Below are 20,676 nucleotides of genomic sequence, written 5' to 3'. Positions count from 1 at the left end.
GTGCAACGCCACCAACGACGACGAACACGCCGTGTCCACCGTGACCGCCGGGCCGACCAGGCCCAGCGCGTAGGACAGCCGACCGGACAGCACGCTGCCCGCGGTGCCGGTGTTGAGGTGCGCGGCCACGTCGATGCCCGAGTGCAGCAGCACGCCCGCGTAGTCCTGGCCGCCCGCGCCGACGAACACGCCGACGTCGCCGCCGCGCAGGCCCACCGGGTCGATCCCGGCGGTCTCCAGCGACTCCCACGCGGTCTCCAGCAGCAGGCGCTGCTGCGGGTCCATGGCCAGCGCCTCGCGCGGGGCGATGCCGAAGAAGCCCGCGTCGAAGTCGGCCGCGTCGAGCAGGAACCCGCCGGCGCGCACGAACTCCGGCTCGTCCGGGTCGCGCAGCTCGGGCACGTCCCAGCCGCGGTCGGTCGGGAAGTCGGTGACCGCGTCCACGCCGTCGGAGACGAGCCGCCACAGGTCCTCGGGCGAGCGCACGCCGCCGGGGTAGCGGCAGCCCATGCCGACGATCACGACGGGATCGGTCGTGGCGGGGTCGTCGGTCCGCCCGGTGGTCTTCGGCGGCGCGTCGAGCGGGACGGGAAGACCGCCGCCGAGCTCGGCCGCCAGGTGCCCGGCCAGCTCCCGGGGCGTCGGGTGGTCGAACACCAGCGTCGACGACAGGGCCAGCCCGGTGGCCGCGTCGAGCCGGTTGCGCAGCTCCACGCCGGTCAGCGAGTCGAACCCGAGGTCGCGGAACGCGCGGTGCGGGCCGACCACCGTGCCGGGGTGCCCCAGGACCGCGGCCACGTGCCCGCGCACCGCCTCCAGCAGCGCGGCGACCAGGTCCGGCCCGGACAGGCCGGCGAACCCGGCGCGGTCGGCGTGCGCCGCGGCCGCGCGGCGGGTCACCGCCGGGGCCAGGGCGCGCAGCAGCGGCGGCACCTCGGGCAGGGTGCGCAACGCGCGCACCGCGAACTCCTGCGCCACCACGGCGGGGTCGCCGGCGGCCAGCGCCGCGTCGAACCAGGCCAGGCCGCGCTCCCGGGTCGTCGGCGGCATCCCGGCGCGCGCCAGCCGCTGCCGGTCGCCGGCCGACATGCCGCCCGCCATGCCGCCGGGCAGCGCCCACGCGCCCCAGGCGATCGACACGGCGGGCTTGCCCTCGGCGCGGCGGTGCGCGGCGAGGGCGTCCACGAAGGCGTTGCCGGCGGCGTAGTTGGCCTGCCCGGCCGCGCCGAGCACCCCGGCGAGCGAGGAGAACAGCACCAGCGGGGTGTCGGGCAGCAGCTCGTGCAGGTGCCACGCGCCGTCGGCCTTGGGCCGCATCGCGGTGGCCAGCCGCTCCGGGGTCTGCGCGGCGATCACGCCGTCGTCGAGGACGCCGGCCGCGTGCACCACGCCCGTGAGACCGGGCACGTCCGCCAGCACGGCGGCGAGCCGGTCGCGGTCGGCCACGTCGCACGCGGCGACGACGACCCGCGCGCCCGCGGCGGTCAGCCCGGCCACGGCCTCGGCGACGCCCGGCGCGTCCGCGCCCCGGCGCCCGGTGAGGACCAGGTCGCGGACCCCGTGCGCGGTCACGAGGTGGTGGGCCAGGACCAGGCCGAGCCCACCCGTGCCGCCGGTGACCAGGACGGTGTCGCCCAGGTCCAGGGCGTCGCCCCGCGTGCCGGCGCGGACCAGGCGGGCTGCGGTCGGGACGCCGCCGCGCAGCGCGAGCTGCGGTTCGCCGGTGGCGACGGCGGCGGGCAGCAGGTCGGCGGGCCCGTCGAGGTCGACCAGCGCGAGCCGGTCGGGCGACTCGGTCTGCGCGGACCGCACCAGGCCCCACGCGGCGGCCCCGGCCGGTCCGGGGTCCCGGGTGACCAGGGCGAGCCGTGCGCCGCGCGGCGCCTCGGCGAGCCAGGCGCGCACGTCGGCGAGCGCGGTCGCGGCGGCGTGCCGGGCGGCGGACGCGGGGTCCTCCCCCACCGGGACGACCGGCAGCACGGTGACGTCGGGCGCGCCGGCGGCCAGCACCGCGGCCAGGTCGGGGTGGCGCGTCGCGCCGGGCACGTGGACCGCGTCGCCGACGACGACGGCGGAGACGGGGCCGGTGGCCGGCTCGACCTCGTGCCACTCGACGCGCGTCAGCCCGGGGTCGTCCGGCGCGACCACGTCGGCGAGGCCGCGCACGGTCAGCCGGCCCACCGTGAGCACGGGCGCGCCGGTCGGGTCGACGGCGGTGATGGTGACGCTGTCCGGGCCGGTCGGCGTGATCCGGGCGCGCACCGAGGTGGCGCCCGTCGCGTGCAGGCGCAGGTCGGCCCACGCGTAGGGCAGCCGGCCCTCGTCACCGCCCATGGAGGTGGCGCTGAGCGCCTGCACCACGGCGTCGAGCAGCGCGGGGTGCAGGCCGAAGCCGTCCGCGGTGCGCGCGTCGCCGGGCAGCACGACCTCGGCGAACACCTCGCCGTCGCGCCGCAGCAGCGACCGCAGGCCGCGGAACAGCGGGCCGTAGTGCCCGCCCGCGCCGCGCGTGGCGTCGGCGTGGAAGTCCTCGACGGACAGCTCCTCCGCGCCGGCCGGCGGCCACTCGAAGACCTGGTCGGGCGCCGGCTCGGCCAGGGCGGTGAGCACACCGGCGGCGTGCGGGGACCAGTCGGTCCCGTCCTCCCGCCGGGAGTGCACGGTGACCGCGCGCGTGCCGGGCACGCCCTGGTCGTCGACGCGCACCTGCACGGTGACGCCGCCGGACTCGGGCACGACGAGCGGCGCGACGAGCATCAGCTCCCGGATGCCGCCGAAGCCCACCTCGTCGCCGGCGCGGACGGCGAGTTCCACGAACACCGAGCCGGGCAGCACGGCCAGGCCGCCCATCCGGTGCTCCGCGAGCCACGGGTGCGAGGACAGCGACAGGCGGGCGGTGAACACGTGGCTGTCGGAGCCGGCCAGGGCCACGGCGGCGGCGAGCAGCGCGTGGCCGGCGGGTTCGACGCCGGCCGCGGCCAGGTCGAGGCCCGCGCCGGTGACGACGGGCCAGAACCGGCGGCGGCGGAACGCGGTGGTGGGCAGGGCGACCCGGCGGGCGCCCGGGGTCAGCGCGGCCAGGTCGACGGGCGCGCCGGCGGTGTGCAGCCGGCCCAGGGCGGCGACCAGCGCGGTCGGCTCGTCGTCCCCGCGCAGCAGCGGGACGGCCACGACGTCGGCGGTGTCGCGCACGGCGGCGGACAGCGCCGCGCCGGGCCCGACCTCCAGCACGGTCGAGACGCCGCGCCCCACCAGGGCGGTCACCGCGTCGGCGAACCGGACGGTGTCGCGGACCTGGCCGACCCAGTAGTCCGGCGAGTTCCAGGCACCCACCGCCGTGGGCTCGTACGCGAGGCTCGGCTCGGCGAACCCGATCCCGTCCAGGACACGCCGGAAGTCCTCCAGCACCGGGTCCATCAACGCCGAGTGGAAGGCATGGCTCACCCGCAACCGCTTGGCCCGGTCGCCGAACTCCGCGGCGACGGCGAGCACGGCGTCCTCCGGCCCGGCCACCACCAGCGCCGCGGGACCGTTCACCGCGGCGATCGACACCCCGTCGACCAGCAGCGGCCGGACCTCGGCCTCGGTCGCCCGCACGGCGACCATCACCCCGCCCCCGGGCAGCGCCTGCATCAGGTTCGCCCGCGCCACCACCAGGCGGCACGCGTCCGCCAACGAGAACACCCCCGCCACGTGCGCCGCCGCGATCTCCCCGACCGAGTGACCGACCAGCACGTCCGGCCGCACGCCCAGGGAGTCGAGCAGCCGGAACAGCGCGACCTCGACGGCGAACAGCGCGGGCTGCGCGAACCCGGTCCGGTCCAGGTCCGCGGTCGCCAGGGCGTCGCGCAGCGACCAGCCGGACTCCGCGTCGAGCACGGCGGCCACCTCGTCCAGCGCGGCGGCGAACACCGGGTGGCGGTCCAGCCCGAGGCCCATCCGGGCGCGCTGCGAGCCCTGCCCGGCGAACACGAACGCGAGCCCGCCGCGGCGGGGTTCGCCCTCGACCACGCCCGGTGCGTCCCCGTCGGCGGCGAACGCGGCCAGCCGGTCGGCGGCCTCGGCCCGGTCGGCGGCGACCACGACCACCCGGTGCTCCAGCGCGGCGCGCGTGGTGGCCAGCGAGAAGGCGGTGTCGGCGAGGTCGTCGGCGGTGGCGCGCAGGTGGTCGGCGAGGCGGGCGGCCTGGGCCCGTGCGCCGTCGCGGTCCCGGGCGGACACGGCGAGCGCGAACGGCCCCTCGGCGGCGGTCCCGGGCGTCCGCGCCGGGGTCGGCGCGGGCTGCTCGACGATCACGTGCGCGTTGGTGCCGCTGATGCCGAACGACGACACGGCGGCCCGGCGCGGCCGGTCGACGGCGGGCCACGCCCGGTCGGCCACGACCAGGTCCACCGCGCCGGCCGACCAGTCCACGTGCGATGACGGCTCGGTCACGTGCAGGGTGCGCGGGACGGCGCCGTGCCGCATGGCCTGCACGACCTTGATGATCCCGGCGACGCCGGCGGCGGCCTGGGTGTGGCCGATGTTCGACTTGATCGAGCCCAGCAGCAGCGGCTCGGCGCGGTCCTGGCCGTAGGTCGCCAGCAGCGCCTGCGCCTCGATCGGGTCGCCCAGGACGGTGCCGGTGCCGTGCGCCTCGACGAGGTCCACTTCGGACGGTGCGAGGCCGGCGGCGTCCAGCGCCTGCCGGATCACGCGCTGCTGCGACGGCCCGTTGGGCGCGGTGAGGCCGTTGGACGCGCCGTCGGAGTTGACCGCGCTGCCCCTGAGCACGGCCAGCACCTCGTGGCCGTTGCGGCGGGCGTCGGACAGGCGTTCGAGCAGCAGCACACCCGCGCCCTCGGACCAGCCGGTGCCGTCGGCGGCGTCGGAGAACGCCTTGCAGCGGCCGTCCGGCGCGAGCCCGCCCTGGCGGGAGAACTCGACGAACGGGGTGGGCGTGGCCATCACCGTGACGCCGCCCGCCAGCGCCAGGTCGCACTCACCCGAGCGCAGCGCCTGCGCCGCCCAGTGCAGCGCCACCAGGGACGACGAGCACGCCGTGTCCACCGTGACCGCCGGGCCCTCCAGCCCCATCGCGTAGGCGACTCGGCCGGTGGCGACGCTGCCGGAGCTGCCGTTGCCCTGGGTGTCGGAGTCGACGGCGGCGGCCTGGGCGAGCAGGCCGTAGTCGTTGTACATCACGCCCGCGAACACGCCGGTGCGGCTGCCGCGCAGCGAGACCGGGTCGATGCCCGCCCGCTCGACGGCCTCCCACGACACCTCCAGCAGCAGGCGCTGCTGCGGGTCCGTGCCGAGGGCCTCGCGCGGGGACATGCCGAAGAACGCCGGGTCGAACTCGGCCGCGCCGGTCAGGAAGCCGCCCTCGCGGGTGACCGAGGTGCCGGGGCGGACGCGGTCCGGGTCGTGCAGGGCGTCGACGTCCCAGCCGCGGTCGGCCGGGAAGTCGCCGATGCCGTCGCCGCCGCGGGCCACCAGGTCCCACAGCTCCTCGGGCGAGGTGACGCCGCCCGGGTAGCGGCAGCCCATGCCGACGATCACGACGGGGTCGTCCGACACCGCGACGGCGCGCGAGGTCCCCCGGACCGGCGCGGGCGCGGCGACCAACTCGGTCCGCAGGTGCGCGGCCAGCGCGAGCGGCGTCGGGTGGTCGAACACCAGGGTCGGCGGCAGGGTCAGGCCGGTGGCCGCGTCCAGCCGGTTGCGCAGGTCGATCGCGGTGAGGGAGTCGACCCCGAGTTCCTGGAACGTGCGGTCGGCGGGCACGGCGGCGGCGTCGGCGTGCCCGAGCACCTGCGCGGCGGCCGACGACACCGCGGCCAGCAGGACGCGTTCCTGCTCGGCGGGCGGGCGCCCGGCCAGGTCGCGGCCCAGGCGCGTGGTGGGGTTCGCGCGGCGGGTCGCGGCGCGGCGGGCGGGCACGAGGTCGCGCAGCAGCGGCGGCACGTCGTCCGAGGCGCGCAGCGCGGCGGTGTCCAGCCGCAGCGGCAGCAGGGCGGCGGCGTCGGCGGTGAGCGCGGTGTCGAACAGCCGGAGCCCCTGCTCGGCGGTGAGCGGCGGCAGGCCGGCGCGGGCCATCCGGGCGCGGGCGGCCTCGTCCAGCTCGCCCGCCATGCCGCCCGTCCACGCGCCCCAGGCGAGGGACACGGCGGGCCTGCCGCCGGCGCGGCGGTGCTCGGCGAGCGCGTCGAGGAAGGCGTTGGCGGCGGCGTAGTTGCCCTGCCCGGCCGCGCCCAGCACACCCGCGGCCGAGGAGAACAGCACCAGCGGGACGTCGGTCAGCTCGTGCAGGTGGTGCGCCGCGTCGACCTTGGGGCGCAGGACCGCGTCGAACCGCTCGGGCGTGAGCGCGTCCAGCACGCCGTCGTCCAGCACGCCGGCCGCGTGGACCACGGCGGTGACCGGGTGCGCGGCGAGCAGCGCGGCCAGGGCGTCGCGGTCGGCGACGTCGCACGCGACGGGCACCACCTCCGCGCCCTCGACCTCGACCGACCGGCCGCTGCGGGAGGCCAGGACCAGGCGGCGGACGCCGTGGGCGGCCACCAGGTGCCGGGCGACGACGACGCCCAGCGCGCCGGACGCCCCGGTGACGAGGACGGTGTGGCCGAGGTCGGTGGCCGTCGCGCCGGCCGCGGCGCGGGCCAGGCGGGGCACGAGGACCCGGCCGTCGCGGACGGCGGCCTCGGGTTCGTCGGGCAGGGACGGGAGGTCGGCCGAGCCGTCGCTGTCGACGAGCGCGAACCGGCCGGGGGCCTCGGAGCAGGCGGTGCGCACCAGGCCGCGCACGGCGGCGTGGGCCAGGTCGCCCGCACGGGTCACCACGACCAGGCGGGAGTGCGCCACCGCCGGTTCCGCCTGCCAGTCCTGGACCAGGGCGAGCACGTCGGCGACGAGCACGCGCACCGCGTGCGGCACGGTCCCGTCGACCGCCGGCAGCGGGTGGAAGACGGTCCCGGGTACCTCCTCGCCGGCCGCCAGCGCCGCCCACAGCTCGTCGGCGTCCGCGTACCGGGTCCCCCGCGCGCCGGGGGCGGCGGCGTCGCCGAGGACGGCGTGCCCACCGACCGGCGGCACCGCGCGCACCGGTCGCCAGCGGGTCTCCAGCAGGTCCCCGGCGGCCTGCGCGCCGGCGGCGCGCAGCACCACACCGGCGACCGTCAGCACCGGTTCGCCGTCGGCGTCGGCCAGCCGCACCGACACCGAGTCCGGTCCGACCGGCTCGACCAGCGCGCGGGTGGCGACGGCTCCCGGGGCGTGCGCGGTCACGTCGGTCCAGCTGAACGGCAGGCCGGCGAGACCGGGCAGGCCGAGCAGCGGCACCGCGTGCAGGGCGGCGTCCAGCAGCGACGGGTGGACGCGGAACCCGGCGTCCGGCGCGTCGGTGGCGGTCAGGTCGAGTTCGACGGCGACGCCGGGGCCGGTGCGCCGGGCGGCGGTCAGCGCGCGGAACGCGGGACCGTACGAGAAGCCGCCGGACGCCAGGCGGTCGTACAGGTCGTCGACGGGCAGCGGCTCGCCGGCCGGTTCGGTCCAGGCGGTGGGTTCCGCCGCCTCGGCCAGCCGGCCGGACGCGTGCCGGGTCCAGGCCCCGTCACCCTCCGGTCGGGCGTGGACGGTGACGGCGTGGTCGGCGTCCACCACGACGCGCAGCTGCACGGCGTTGTCCTCGGGCAGCACCAGCGGGGCCTCGACGACGAGTTCGGCGATCCGGTCGCGGCCGACCTCCTCGCCCGCCCGCAGCGCGAGGTCCACGAACACCGCGCCGGGCAGCAGCACCGCGCCGCCCACCGCGTGGTCGGCCAGCCACGGCTGCGAGCGCAGCGAGAACCGCCCGGTGAGCACCGCGCCACCGCCGTCGGGCAGGTCGAGCACCGCGCCGAGCAGCGGGTGACCGGCGGCGCGCAGGCCGGCGGCCGACACGTCCCGGACCGCCCCGCCGCCCCGGCGCGGCCAGAAGCGCTGCCGGGCGAAGGCGTACGTCGGCAGCGGGACCGGGCGGCCGTCGGGCAGCAGGGCCCGCCAGTCGGGTTCGACGCCGCGCGCCACGAGCCGCGCCAACGCGGCCCGGGTGGTGCCCACCTCGTCCCGGTCGCGGCGCAGCAGCGCCACGCCCTCGACGCCGGTGGTCGCGGCGGTGGTGGTCGCGCCGGTCGCAGTCGCGGCGGCGGTGACCAGGGCCGCGCTGACCAGCGCGGTGTCCGGGCCGAGTTCGACCAGGGTGGTGCCGCCGGCCTCGACGACCGCCCGCACCGCGTCGGCGAAGCGCACCGGCTCGGTGACCTGGTCCACCCAGTAGTCCGGGTTGCCCAGGTCCGCCACCGCGCCGGTCACCGTCGAGACGACCGGGATCGTCGGCGCGCCGAACGACACCCCGTCGAGCACGCGCCGGAACCCGTCCCGCACGGGGGCCACGAGGGGCGAGTGGAAGGCGTGCGACACGGCGAGCCTGCGCACCCGGTGGCCGCCCTCGGCCAACCCGGCGGCGGCGGCCAGGACCGCCTCCTCCTCACCGGACAGCACCACCGCGCGCGGGCTGTTCACCGCCGCCAACGCGACGGCGTCATCCAGGTACGGGGTGACCTCGTCCTCGGACGCCTCGACGGCCACCATCGCGCCACCCTCGGGCAACTCGGCCATGAGCCGGCCGCGAGCCACCACCAGGCGGCAGGCGTCCGCCAGGGAAAGCACACCCGACACGTGCGCGGCCGCGAACTCACCCACCGAATGACCCACCAGGAAGTCCGGCCGCACACCCCACGACCCCAACAACCGGAACAACGCCACCTCGACCGCGAACAACGCCGGCTGCACCAACGCCGTATCCGACCCACCCGCCGCCAACACCTCACGCAACGACCGACCCCACAACGGGTCCACAATCGCCGCGACCTCGTCCACAGCCTCCCCGAACACCGGGAACCGAGCCACCAACCCCAAACCCATACCCGGCCGCTGCGCACCCTGACCCGAAAAGAGGAAGGCGACCTTCGGCGTCCCGCGCACCGACGTGACCGGCACGTCGCCGGCCACCAGCGCGGCCAGCCCCTCCGGCCCCCACACGGCCGCGCGGTGCTCGAACCGGCTGCGCGTGGTGGCCAGCGACCACCCCACGTCGACCGGGTCCGCCCCCGGTCGGGCGGCCAGGTGGTCGGCCAACCGGCCCGCCTGCTCGCGCACCGCCTCCGGCGTCACCGCCGACAGCGTCCACAGCGCCACCCGCTCGCCCTCCCGGACGGGCTCCGGGGCCGGCGGTTCCGCCTGCTCCAGCACGACGTGCGCGTTGGTGCCGCTGATGCCGAACGACGACACGCCCGCCCGGCGGGGTCCGCCGGTCTCCGGCCACCCCACGGCCTCGGCGACCGGTGCCACGGCTCCGGCCGACCAGTCGACGTGCGAGGACGGCGCGTCCAGGTGCAGGGTGCGCGGCACGATCCCGTGCCGCATCGACTCGACCACCTTGATGATCCCGGCGACACCGGCGGCGGCCTGCGCGTGGCCGATGTTCGACTTGATCGAGCCCAGCAGCAGCGGGTGCTCCCGCTCCTGGCCGTAGGTCGCGATGAGCGCCTGCGCCTCGATCGGGTCGCCCAGCGTGGTGCCGGTACCGTGCGCCTCCACCACGTCCACTTCGGACGGTGCGAGCCCGGCATCCGCCAACGCCGCCCGGATCACCCGCTGCTGCGAGGGGCCGTTCGGCGCGGTGAGCCCGTTCGACGCACCGTCCTGGTTGACCGCGGAGCCCTTCACCACCGCCAGCACGGTGTGCCCGTTGCGCCGCGCGTCCGACAGGCGCTCCAGCAGCACGAGGCCGGCGCCCTCGCCCCAGCCCACGCCGTCCGCGCCGTCGGAGAACGACTTGCAGCGGCCGTCCGGGGCGAGGCCCTGCTGGCGGGAGAACTCCACGAACGTGCCGGGGGTCGACATCACCGTCACCCCGCCGGCCAGCGCCAGGTCGCACTCGCCGTCGCGCAGCGCCCGCGCCGCCAGGTGCAGCGCCACCAACGACGACGAGCACGCCGTGTCCACCGTGACCGCCGGGCCCTCCAGCCCCATCGTGTAGGCGACGCGACCGGTGGCGACGCTGCCGGAGCTGCCGTTGCCCGCCATGCCCTCGAAGTCGCCGTCGGCGCCGCTCAGCGCGGCCAGGTAGTCGTTGTACATCACGCCCGCGAACACACCGGTCCGGCTGCCGCGCAACGATCGCGGGTCGACGCCCGCCCGCTCCACGGCCTCCCACGACACCTCCAGCAGCAACCGCTGCTGCGCGTCGGTGGCCAGCGCCTCGCGCGGGGACATGCCGAAGAACGCCGGGTCGAACTCGGCGGCGTCGTGCAGGAACCCGCCGTGCCGGGTGGCCGAGGTGCCCGCGCCGTCGCCGGCCAGGGCGTCGAGGTCCCAGCCGCGGTCGGCGGGGAACCCGCTCACCGCGTCCACGCCGTCGGCCACGAGCCGCCACAGCTCCTCCGGCGACCGCACGCCGCCGGGGTAGCGGCACGCCATGCCGACGATCACCACCGGGTCGTCGTCGGCCGCGCGCGTGGTCGGGACCAGGTCCACCGGGACGTCCGCGCCGAGCAGTTCGTCCAGCAGGTGCCCGGCCAGCGCGCCCGCGGTCGGGTAGTCGAACACGAGCGTGCCCACCAGGCGCAGGCCGGTGACCGCGCCGAGGCGGTTGCGCAGGTCGAGCGCGGTGAGCGAGTCGAAGCCCAGGTCGCTGAACGCGCGGGTGGGGTCGATCAGCTCCGCGCCCGCGTGGCCGAGGACGAGCGCGGCCTGGGCGCGCACGAGGTCGCTGACGACCTCCACCCGCTCGGCGGGCGCCAGGCCGGCGAGGCGGCGGACGAGGTCCACCCGCCCCGGAGCGGCGCCGGCCCGGCCGGTGCGCACCAGGCCGCGCAGCAGCGGTGGCACCACGCCCGACGCGCGCACCGCGACCGGGTCCAGCCGCACCGGGACGACCGCACCGCGACCGGAGGCGACCGCGGCGTCCAGCAGCGACAGCCCCTCCTCGGGGGTCAGCGCGGGCAGCCCGGCACGGGCCATCCGGGTCAGGTCGGCCTCGTCCAGCGCGCCCGCCATGCCGTCCGGCAGCGCCCACGCGCCCCAGGCCAGCGACACCGCGCCGGGGTGGACCGACGGCAGGGCGTCGAGGAACGCGTTGGCCGCCGCGTAGTTGGCCTGCCCGGCCGCGCCGAACACACCACCGGCCGAGGAGAACAGCACCAGGGGCGTGTCGGGCAGCAGCTCGTGCAGGTGCCACGCCGCGTCCACCTTCGGCCGCAGCACGGCCGCGAGGTCGTCGGGCGTGAGCGAGGCGAGCACACCGTCCGCGAGCACGCCGGCGGCGTGCACGACCACGTCCGGCCGGTGCTCGGCCAGCACGCGGGCCAGGTCGGCGCGGTCGGTGACGTCGCACGCCACCACGGCCGCGCTCGCCCCGCCCAGGTCGGCCACCAGCTCGGCGACGCCCGGCGCGGCCGGGCCGCGCCTGCCGACCAGCACGAGGTCGCGCACGCCGTGCGCGGCGACGAGGTGCCGGGCGACGACACCGCCCAGCCCGCCCGTGCCGCCGGTGATCAGCACGCGCCCGGTCCACCCGGCCGCCCCGGTGGCGGGCACCCGCGCCAGGCGCGGCGCGAGGACGCGACCGGCGCGCACGGCGACCTGCGGTTCCGCGCCGTGCGGCCGGGTCTCGTGCGCGTCGGGGCCGGTGCCTGCGCCAGTGCCGGCGCCGGCGTTGGCGTTGGCGTCGGGATCGGCGTTGGCGTCGGGATCGGCGTCGACCAGCAGGAAGCGGTCGGGCTGCTCGGACTGCGCGGCGCGCACCAGGCCCCACACGGCGGCGGCGGCCAGGTCGGTCACCGGGTCGTCCGGGCCGGTGGACACCGCGCCGCGCGTGACGACCGCGAGCCGGGGTCCGTCGGCGGGCAGGTCGCGCAGGGCGGCCAGCACCTCGGCGGTGAGCCGGTGCGTGGCGGTCACCGGGTCCTCGCCCGGTTCGGAGGCCACGCGCAGCACGGTCGCGGCGTCGTCGGCGTCGGCGGGGACCTCGGTCCAGTCCACCGCGTAGAGCGGGGCGCGGGTCGCGCCGAGGTCGGTCGGGACGGGGCGCAGCACGAGCCGGTCGACGTCCAGCACCGGGCGACCGTCGGCGTCCACGACGGACAGCGCCACCGCCGCCGGGCCGGCGGGGGTGATGCGGGCGCGCAGCGCGGTCGCGCCGGTCGCGTGCAGGGTGACACCGGCCCAGGAGAACGGCAGGCCCGCGACGGCGGGGCCGACGAGACCGGCGGCGTGCAGGCAGGCGTCGAGCAGGGCGGGGTGCACGCCGAAACCGGTCGGGTCTCCGGTGAACCCGACCTCGGCGACCACCTCGTCACCGTGCCGCCGCACCGCGCGCAGCCCCTGGAACAGCGGCCCGTACTCGAAGCCGTCGGCGGCGAACCGCTCGTAGACGCCGTCGACGGGGACGTCCTCGCCACCGGTCGGCCACTCGCCGACCGGCGTGGCGCGGCGGGCGTCGAGCAGGCCGGTCGCGTGCCGGACCCACGGCTGGTCGCCCGACTCGACGCGCCCGTACACGCCGATCGGCCTGGCGCCGCCGGCACCAGGCGCGCCGACCACGACGTGCACCTGCACGCCGTCCCGCTCGGGCAGCACGAGCGGCGCTTCGAGGGTCAGTTCGGCCACGGTGGGGCAGCCCGCGCGCGCCCCGGCGTGCAGGGCGAGGTCCAGCAGCGCGGTGCCGGGCACGGGCACGACACCGGCCACGACGTGCTCGGTCAGCCACGCGTGGGTCTGCCGGGACAGCCTGGTGGTGAACAGGTGCCCGTCGGTGTCGGGCAGGTCGGTGGCGCCGTCGAGCAGCGGGTGGCCGGCGTCGGCCAGGCCGATCGCGGCGGGCGAGCCGGTGCGGCGGGCCGGACCGGGCCAGAACCAGGCGTGCTGGAACGGGTACGTCGGCAGGTCGACCCGTCGGCCGCCGGCGGGGTGGAGCGCGGTGCGGTCGACCGGCACGCCGCGGGTGTGCAGGAGGGCCAGCGCGGTGACCGCCGAGCGTTCCTCGTCCTGGTCGCGGCGCAGCACGGGGACCACGAACCCGTTCCCCGCGCCCGTCTCGGCGAGGCCCGACAGCGAGCCGTCCGGGCCGATCTCCACGAACGCGGTCACGCCCTCGTCGGCCAGCCGGCCCACCGCGTCGGCGAAGCGGACCGGGGCGACGACCTGGTCCACCCAGTAGTCGGCGTTCGCCAGGTCGGCCACCGCGCCGGTCACCGTCGAGACGACCGGGATCGACGGCTCACCGAACGACACCCCGTCGAAGGCGCGCCGGAACTCCTCCAGCACCGGCCGCATCAACGGCGAGTGGAAGGCGTGCGACACGGACAGCCCGCGCGTCCGGTGCCCGCGCCCCGCCAACCCGGCGGCGGCGGCCAGGACCGCCTCCTCCTCGCCGGACAGCACCACCGCGCGCGGGCCGTTCACCGCCGCCAGGGCGACCGCGTCACCCAGGAACTCCGAGACCTCGGCCTCGGACGCCCGCACCGCCACCATCGCCCCACCGGACGGCAGCTCGGCCATCAGGCGGCCCCGGGCCACCACCAGGCGGCAGGCGTCCGCCAGGGAAAGCACACCCGACACGTGCGCGGCCGCGAACTCACCCACCGAATGACCCACCAGGAAGTCCGGCCGCACACCCCACGACCCCAACAACCGGAACAACGCCACCTCGACCGCGAACAACGCCGGCTGCACCAACGCCGTATCCGACCCACCCGCCGCCAACACCTCACGCAACGACCGACCCCACAACGGGTCCACAATCGCCGCGACCTCGTCCACAGCCTCCCCGAACACCGGGAACCGAACCGCCAACCCCAAACCCATACCCGGCCGCTGCGCACCCTGACCCGAGAACAGGAACCCGGTCGCGCCGTGGCCGGAGGCGGTGCCGGTGACCACGTCCGGGTGGGGGTCGCCGTCGGCCAGGGCGAGCAGGGCGCCCCGGGCCTGGTCGGCGTCGGACGCCAGCACCACGGCGCGGTGCTCGAACAACGCCCGCGTCGAGGCCAGGGCGAACGCGAGGTCGGCCGGGTGCTCCCGCACCGGCAGCAGGTTCGCGGCCTGGGCGCGCAGCGCGGCGGGCGTGCGCGCGGACAGGGTGAGCGGCACGAGCCCCGGGCGAGGCGCGACCGGCGCGGGCTCGACGGTCGGGACCTGCTCGATCACGACGTGGGCGTTGGTGCCGCTGATGCCGAACGACGACACGCCCGCCCGGTGCGGGCGGCCGGTCTCCGGCCACGGGGTCGGCTCGGTGAGCAGGGCGACGTCGCCCGCGGTCCAGTCCACGTGCGTGGACGGTTCGGTCACGTGCAGGGTGCGCGGCAGCACGCCGTGGCGCATGGCCTGAACGACCTTGATGATCCCGGCGACGCCGGCGGCGGCCTGGGTGTGGCCGATGTTCGACTTGATCGAACCGAGCAGCAGGGGCCGCTCCCGGTCCTGGCCGTAGGTGGCCAGCAGCGCCTGCGCCTCGATGGGGTCACCCAGCGTGGTGCCGGTGCCGTGCGCCTCGACCGCGTCCACTTCGGACGGACGCAGCCCGGCGTCGGCCAGGGCCGCGCGGATGACCCGCTGCTGCGAGGGGCCGTTGGGTGCGGTGAGCCCGTTGGAGGCACCGTCCTGGTTGACCGCGGAGCCCTTGACCACGGCGAGCACGGTGTGACCGTTGCGGCGCGCGTCCGACAGGCGCTCCAGCACCAGCACGCCGACGCCCTCGCCCCAGCCCACGCCGTCCGCGCTGTCGGAGAACGACTTGCAGCGGCCGTCGGCGGCGAGCCCGCGCTGCCGCGAGAACTCGACGAACGGGCCGGGGGTCGACATCACGGTCACGCCACCGGCCAGCGCGAGCGAGCACTCCCCCGCCCGCAGGGCGCGGGCCGCCAGGTGCAGGGCCACCAGCGACGACGAGCACGCCGTGTCCACCGTGACCGCCGGACCGACCAGGCCCATCGTGTAGGCGACCCGCCCGGACAGGACGCTGCCCGCGGTGCCGGTGCCCAGGTAGCCCTCGACGTCCGGCGGGAACTCGACGTTCCCGGCCGCGTAGTCGTAGTACATCAGGCCCGCGAACACGCCGGTCTGGGTGCCGCGCAGCGAGTGCGGGTCGATGCCCGCCCGCTCGGCCGCCTCCCACGACACCTCCAGCAGCAGGCGCTGCTGCGGGTCCATCGCCAGCGCCTCGCGCGGCGAGATGCCGAAGAAGTCGGGGTCGAACGCGCCCGCCTCGTGCAGGAAGCCGCCCTCGCGGGTGTAGCTGGTGCCGAGCCGGTCGGGGTCGGGGTCGTAGAGCGACGCGAGGTCCCAGTTCCGGTTGTCGGGGAACCCGCTGATGCCGTCGCCGTCGCGCGCGACGAGGTCCCACAGGTCGTCGGGCGAGGTGATGCCGCCCGGGTAGCGGCAGCTCATGCCGACGATGACCACCGGGTCGTCGTCGGCCGCGCCGGTCCCTGGGCCCACGTCGGCCGGGGTGTCCTCGCCGCTCAGCTCGACGGCGAGGAACGCGGCGAGGGCGTCGACCGTGGGGTGGTCGAACACCAGGGTGGCGGGCAGCCGCAGGCCGGTGTCGGCGGTGAGGGCGTTGCGCAGCTCGACGGCGGTCAGCGAGTCGAACCCGAGGTCGGTGAACGCCTGGTCCGCGCCGATGCGGCCGGGCGCGGCGTAGCCGAGGACGGCGGCGACGTGCGCGCGCACCAGGTCGGCGATGACCCGGCTCCGCTCGGCGGGCGCGCGGCCGGCGAGGCGCTGGGCCAGCGCCGAGTCGCCGGAGCGGTTCGCGCGGGCCTGGCGGCGGTTGGGCCGCACGAGCTTGCGCAGCACCGGCGGCACCGGGTCGACGCCCGCGAGCGTGTCCAGGTCGAGCCGGACGGCGGCGGTGACGGCGCGGTCGGTGTGCAGGGCGCCGTCGAACAGGTCGAGGCCCTGGCGCGCGGTCAGCGGCGGCAGGCCGGTGCGGGTGAGGCGCTCCACGTCGGCGGCGGTGAGGCCGGCGGTCATGCCGCCCGCTTCCGACCACGTGCCCCAGGCCAGCGACAGCGCGGGCGCGCCGAGGGCCCGCCGGTGCTCGGCGAGGGCGTCGAGGGCGCTGTTCGCGGCGGCGTAGTTGCCCTGGCCGGACGCGCCGAACAGGCCGGCGACGGAGGAGAACAGCAGCAGGGGCGCGGTGGGCGCCAGCTCGTGCAGCGCCCAGGCCACGTCCACCTTGGCGCGCAGCACCGCCTCGAACCGCTCGGGCGTCAGGGACTCCACGGTCGCGTCGTCCAGCACACCGGCCGCGTGCACGACGGCGGCCAGGGGGCGGTCACCGACAGCGGCGGCCAGCGCGACGGGGTCGGCGGCGTCGCACGCCACGACCTCCGCGCCCAGTTCCTCGGCGAGGTCCGCCGCACCAGGGGCCTCCGCACCGCGCCGGCTGACCAGCAGCAGGTCCTGGGCACCGTGCTCGACCACGAGGTGACGGGCGATCAGCGCGCCGAGACCGGACGTGCCGCCGGTGATCAGGACGGTGCCGGCGGAGAAGTCGGGCACCACGGCGTGGTCGGCCACCGGGAGGCGGGTCAGGCGCGGGACGAACCACTCGCCGCCCCGGACGGCCGCGTGAGGCTCGCCGAGCGCGGCGAACCGGGCGGCCAGTTCGGCGACGGGCTGGTCTGCGACGGGCTGGTCTGCGACGGGCTGGTCTGCGACGGGCTGGTCAGCGGCAGTCCGGTCGGCAGGCAGGTCGGCGGCCAGGTCGAGCAGGCCGAAGCGGTTCGGGTGCTCCGCCTGGGCCGCGCGCACCAGACCGCCCACGGCGGCCGACACGGGATCGGGCGACTCGTCCGGGGACACCGCCACCGCGCCCGAGGTGACGAACACCAGCGGCGTGGGGTCGGTGGTCGCCAGGCGCTCCCGCAGGTGGCCCAGCACCTCGGCCAGGGCCGCCCGGGTCGCCTCGGGGACCGTTCCCCCCGGCCGGGTCAGGCGGACCACGTCGGGGTTCGCGCCGGGGTTCGCGCCGGGGTTCGACCCGGTTCCCGGGGCAGGGGTGGCGATCCAGTCCAGGCCGTACAGCGACTCGTGCCGGCCGCGACCGGCCGCGCGCACCCCGTCGACCGACGCGGGCCGCAGGGCCAGGCCGCCGACCGAGGCGACCGGCGCGCCCGTCCCGTCCGCGACGACCAGCGACACCGACTCGGGACCGGTGGGGTCCAGCCGCACCCGCAGCGCCGACGCGCCCACCGCGTGCAGGACCACGTCGGACCAGGCGAACGGGATGCGCCCGCGCACGTCGTCCGACGACCCCGACGGCACGGTGCCCAGCGCGTGCAGGGCGGCGTCCAGCAGCGCCGGGTGCAGCCCGAACGCGGCGGCGTCCTGCCCCTCCGGCAGCCGCACCTCGGCGTAGACGCGCTCGCCCTGCCGCCACACCGCGGTCAGGCCCCGGAACACCGGGCCGTAGCCGAAACCGGCCTCGGCCAGCCCGGCGTAGTGGCCGTCCAGGTCGACCGGTTCGGCGCCGGCGGGCGGCCACGCGGTCAGCGACTCCAGCACGGCCGTGCCGCCGGGGGCCAGCACCCCGGAGGCGTGCCGGGTCCAGGCGAGGTCGGCATCGCCCTCGGCGCGCGAGTGCACCGACACCGCGCGGCGGCCCGCCTCGTCGGCCGCGCCCACGGTCACCTGCAACCGCACGCCCTCGGCGGCGGGCAGCACGAGCGGCGCTTCGACGGTCAGCTCCTCCACCACGCCGCAGCCGACCTCGTCGCCCGCGCGGGTGGCCAGGTCGAGGAACGCGGTGCCGGGCAGCAGCGCCGCGCCCATGACCACGTGGTCGGCCAGCCACGGCGCGGTGCGGGTGGACAGGTGGCCGGTGAACAGCAGGCCGTCGCCGTCGGCGAGGCTGATCGCCGCGCCCAGCAGCGGGTGGCCGGCGGCGGACAGGCCCAGCTGGCCGGGGTCGCCGACACCGCGGCCGGTCAGCGGCACGTCGATCCAGTAGCGCTCCAGCTCGAACGCCTGCGTCGGCAGGTCCACCACCCGCGCGCCGGAGCCCGCGAACACCGCCGACCAGTCCGGGGACCAGCCGCGGCCGTGCAGGTCGACCAGGGCGGTGAGCAGGGACGCGGCCTCGGGGCGGTCGCGGCGCGCGGCGGGCACGCCGTCGTCGACCAGGGCGCTGAGCACGGCGTCCGGCCCGATTTCCAGGAACCGGGTCACATCGCGCTCGGCGAGCCAGCGCACGCCGTCGTGGAAGCGCACCGCGGCGCGGACCTGCCCCACCCAGTAGGCGGGGTCGGTGAGGTCGGTGACGCGGCCGGTGACGGTGGAGACGATCGGCACGACGGGCGCGCTGAAGGTCAGGCCGCGGACGACGCGCTCGAAGTCGGCCAACACCGGCTCCACGCGCGGCGAGTGGAACGCGTGCGACACGCGCAGGCGGGTGGTGCGGCGGTCGGCGAACGCGGCGGCGACCGCCTCGACCCCGTCCTCCTCGCCGGACACGACGACGGAGCGCGGCCCGTTCACGGCGGCGATCGACACCCCGGCCGTGAGCAGCGGCGACACCTCGTCCTCGGTCGCCTCGACGGCGATCATCGCCCCGCCGGGCGGCAGCGCGCCCATGAGCGAACCCCGCGCGGCGACCAGCGCGCACGCGTCCGCCAGCGACAGCACGCCGCCCACGTGCGCGGCGGCGACCTCGCCGACCGAGTGGCCGATCAGGTAGTCGGGGCGCAGTCCCCACGACTCCAGGAGCCGGAACAGGGCCACCTCGAACGCGAACAGCCCGGTCTGGGCGAACGCGGTGTCGTGCACGCGGTCGGCGGGCACCTCGTCCAGCGGCACGGGCAGCAGCGGGTCCAGGACCGCGCACACCTCGTCCCAGGCCCGCGCGAACGCCGGGAACGCCGCGCGCAGCCCACGTCCCATACCCGCGCGCTGCGCGCCCTGACCGCTGAACAGGAACGCCGAGTGCCCCGGCTTGACCTGCGCGGTGCGGGCGGTGGTCGGCGCACCGGAGGCGAGGGCGTCCAGGGCGGCCCGCAGTTCGCCCGCGTCGCCGGCGACCACGGCGGCGCGGTGCGGCAGCGCGGCCCGGGTGGTCGCGGCGGACCGGGCCAGGTCGAGCAGTTCCGGCCGGGCGCCGTCCACGAAGGACAGCAGCCGGCCGGCCTGGAGGCGCAGCCCCTCGGCCGACCTCGCGGAGAACACCACCGGCACGACGGGCGCGTGCCACCGCCCCGCCTCGTCGGCGGGCTCGGGGTCGGGCGCCTGCTCGACGACGACGTGGGCGTTGGTGCCGCTGATGCCGAACGACGACACGCCGGCCCGGCGCGGCCGGTCGGTCCGGGGCCACGGCACGGCCTCGGTCAGCAGCCGCACCCGGCCGGTGGACCAGTCCACGGCCCCGGTCGGCTTGTCGACGTGCAGGGTGCGCGGCAGCAGGCCGTGGCGCAGGGCCAGGACCACCTTCATCACGCCCGCCACGCCGGCGGCGGCCTGGGTGTGCCCGAGGTTGGACTTGACCGAACCCAGCCACAGCGGCTCGTCCCGGTCCTGCCCGTAGGTGGCCAGCAGGGCGGTGGCCTCGATGGGGTCGCCGAGCACGGTCGCCGTGCCGTGCGCCTCCACCGCGTCCACGTCGGACGGCCGCAGCCCGGCCGAGGCCAGCGCCGCCCGGATCACCCGCTCCTGGGACGGCCCGTTGGGCGCGGTCAGCCCGTTGGACGCGCCGTCGGAGTTGACCGCCGACCCGCGCAGCACGGCCAGCACCGGGTGCCCGTTGCGCTGCGCGTCCGACAGCTTCTCCAGCACCAGCACGGCCGCGCCCTCGCCCCAGCCGGTGCCGCCGGCCGCGTCGGCGAACGACCGGCAGCGGCCGTCGGGGGCCAGGCCGCGCTGCCGGCTGAACCCGATGAACAACCCGGGCGTGGCCATCACGGTCACGCCGCCCGCCAGCGCCAGGTCGCACTCGCCGCGCCGCAGCGCGTGCGCGGCCAGGTGCATCGCCACCAGCGACGCCGAGCACGCCGTGTCCACGGTGAGCGCCGGGCCCTCCAGCCCGAGCGCGTAGGCGACCCGGCCGGACAGCACGCTCGCGGCGAGCCCGGTGGCCAGGAAGTCCTCCGCGCCCGTGGGGAGCCGGGCGACGAACTCGCTGTAGTCCTGGTAGTTCGCGCCGGTGAACACGCCGGTGCGGCTGCCGCGCAGCCCGGTCGGGTCGATCCGGGACCGCTCCAGCGCCTCCCAGCTGACCTGGAGCAGCAGGCGCTGCTGCGGGTCCATCACCACGGCCTCGCGCGGCGAGATGCCGAAGAACCCGGGGTCGAAGTCGGCCGCGCCGCGCAGGAAGCCGCCCTGGTCGACGTAGGAGGTGCCGCGGCTCTCCGGGTCCGCGTCGTAGACCGCGTCGAGGTCCCAGCCGCGGTCGGTGGGGAACCCGCCGACCGCGTCGCGCCCCTCGACCAGCAGGTCCCACAGCTCCTCGGGCGTGTCCGCGCCGGGCAGCCGGCAGGACATGCCGACGATCGCGATGGGCTCCTGCGTCCCCTCCTCGGCCTCCCGCAGCCGCTGCCGGGTCTGCCGGAGGTCCGCGGTCACCCGCTTGAGGAAGTACCGCAGCTTCTCCTCGTTGTCCAT

At 77.5% G+C, this 20,676-nt stretch carries 1 protein-coding gene (cut by a window edge); it reads right to left on the bottom strand.

Annotated features, from left to right (window positions below; translation table 11 throughout):
- Positions 1 to 20,676, bottom strand: the 5' portion of a protein-coding gene (locus ACFP3R_RS33105; RefSeq protein WP_380642089.1) for a type I polyketide synthase. It extends 8,535 nt beyond the left edge of the window; the window shows 20,676 of its 29,211 coding nt (coding positions 1–20,676); it begins with the start codon at positions 20,674 to 20,676; its stop codon lies beyond the left edge, outside the window.

The sequence above is a fragment of the Saccharothrix lopnurensis genome (assembly GCF_042658445.1).
In the GTDB taxonomy this organism is placed as follows: domain Bacteria; phylum Actinomycetota; class Actinomycetes; order Mycobacteriales; family Pseudonocardiaceae; genus Actinosynnema; species Actinosynnema lopnurensis.
This window is presented reverse-complemented; position numbering and strand designations above follow the sequence as displayed.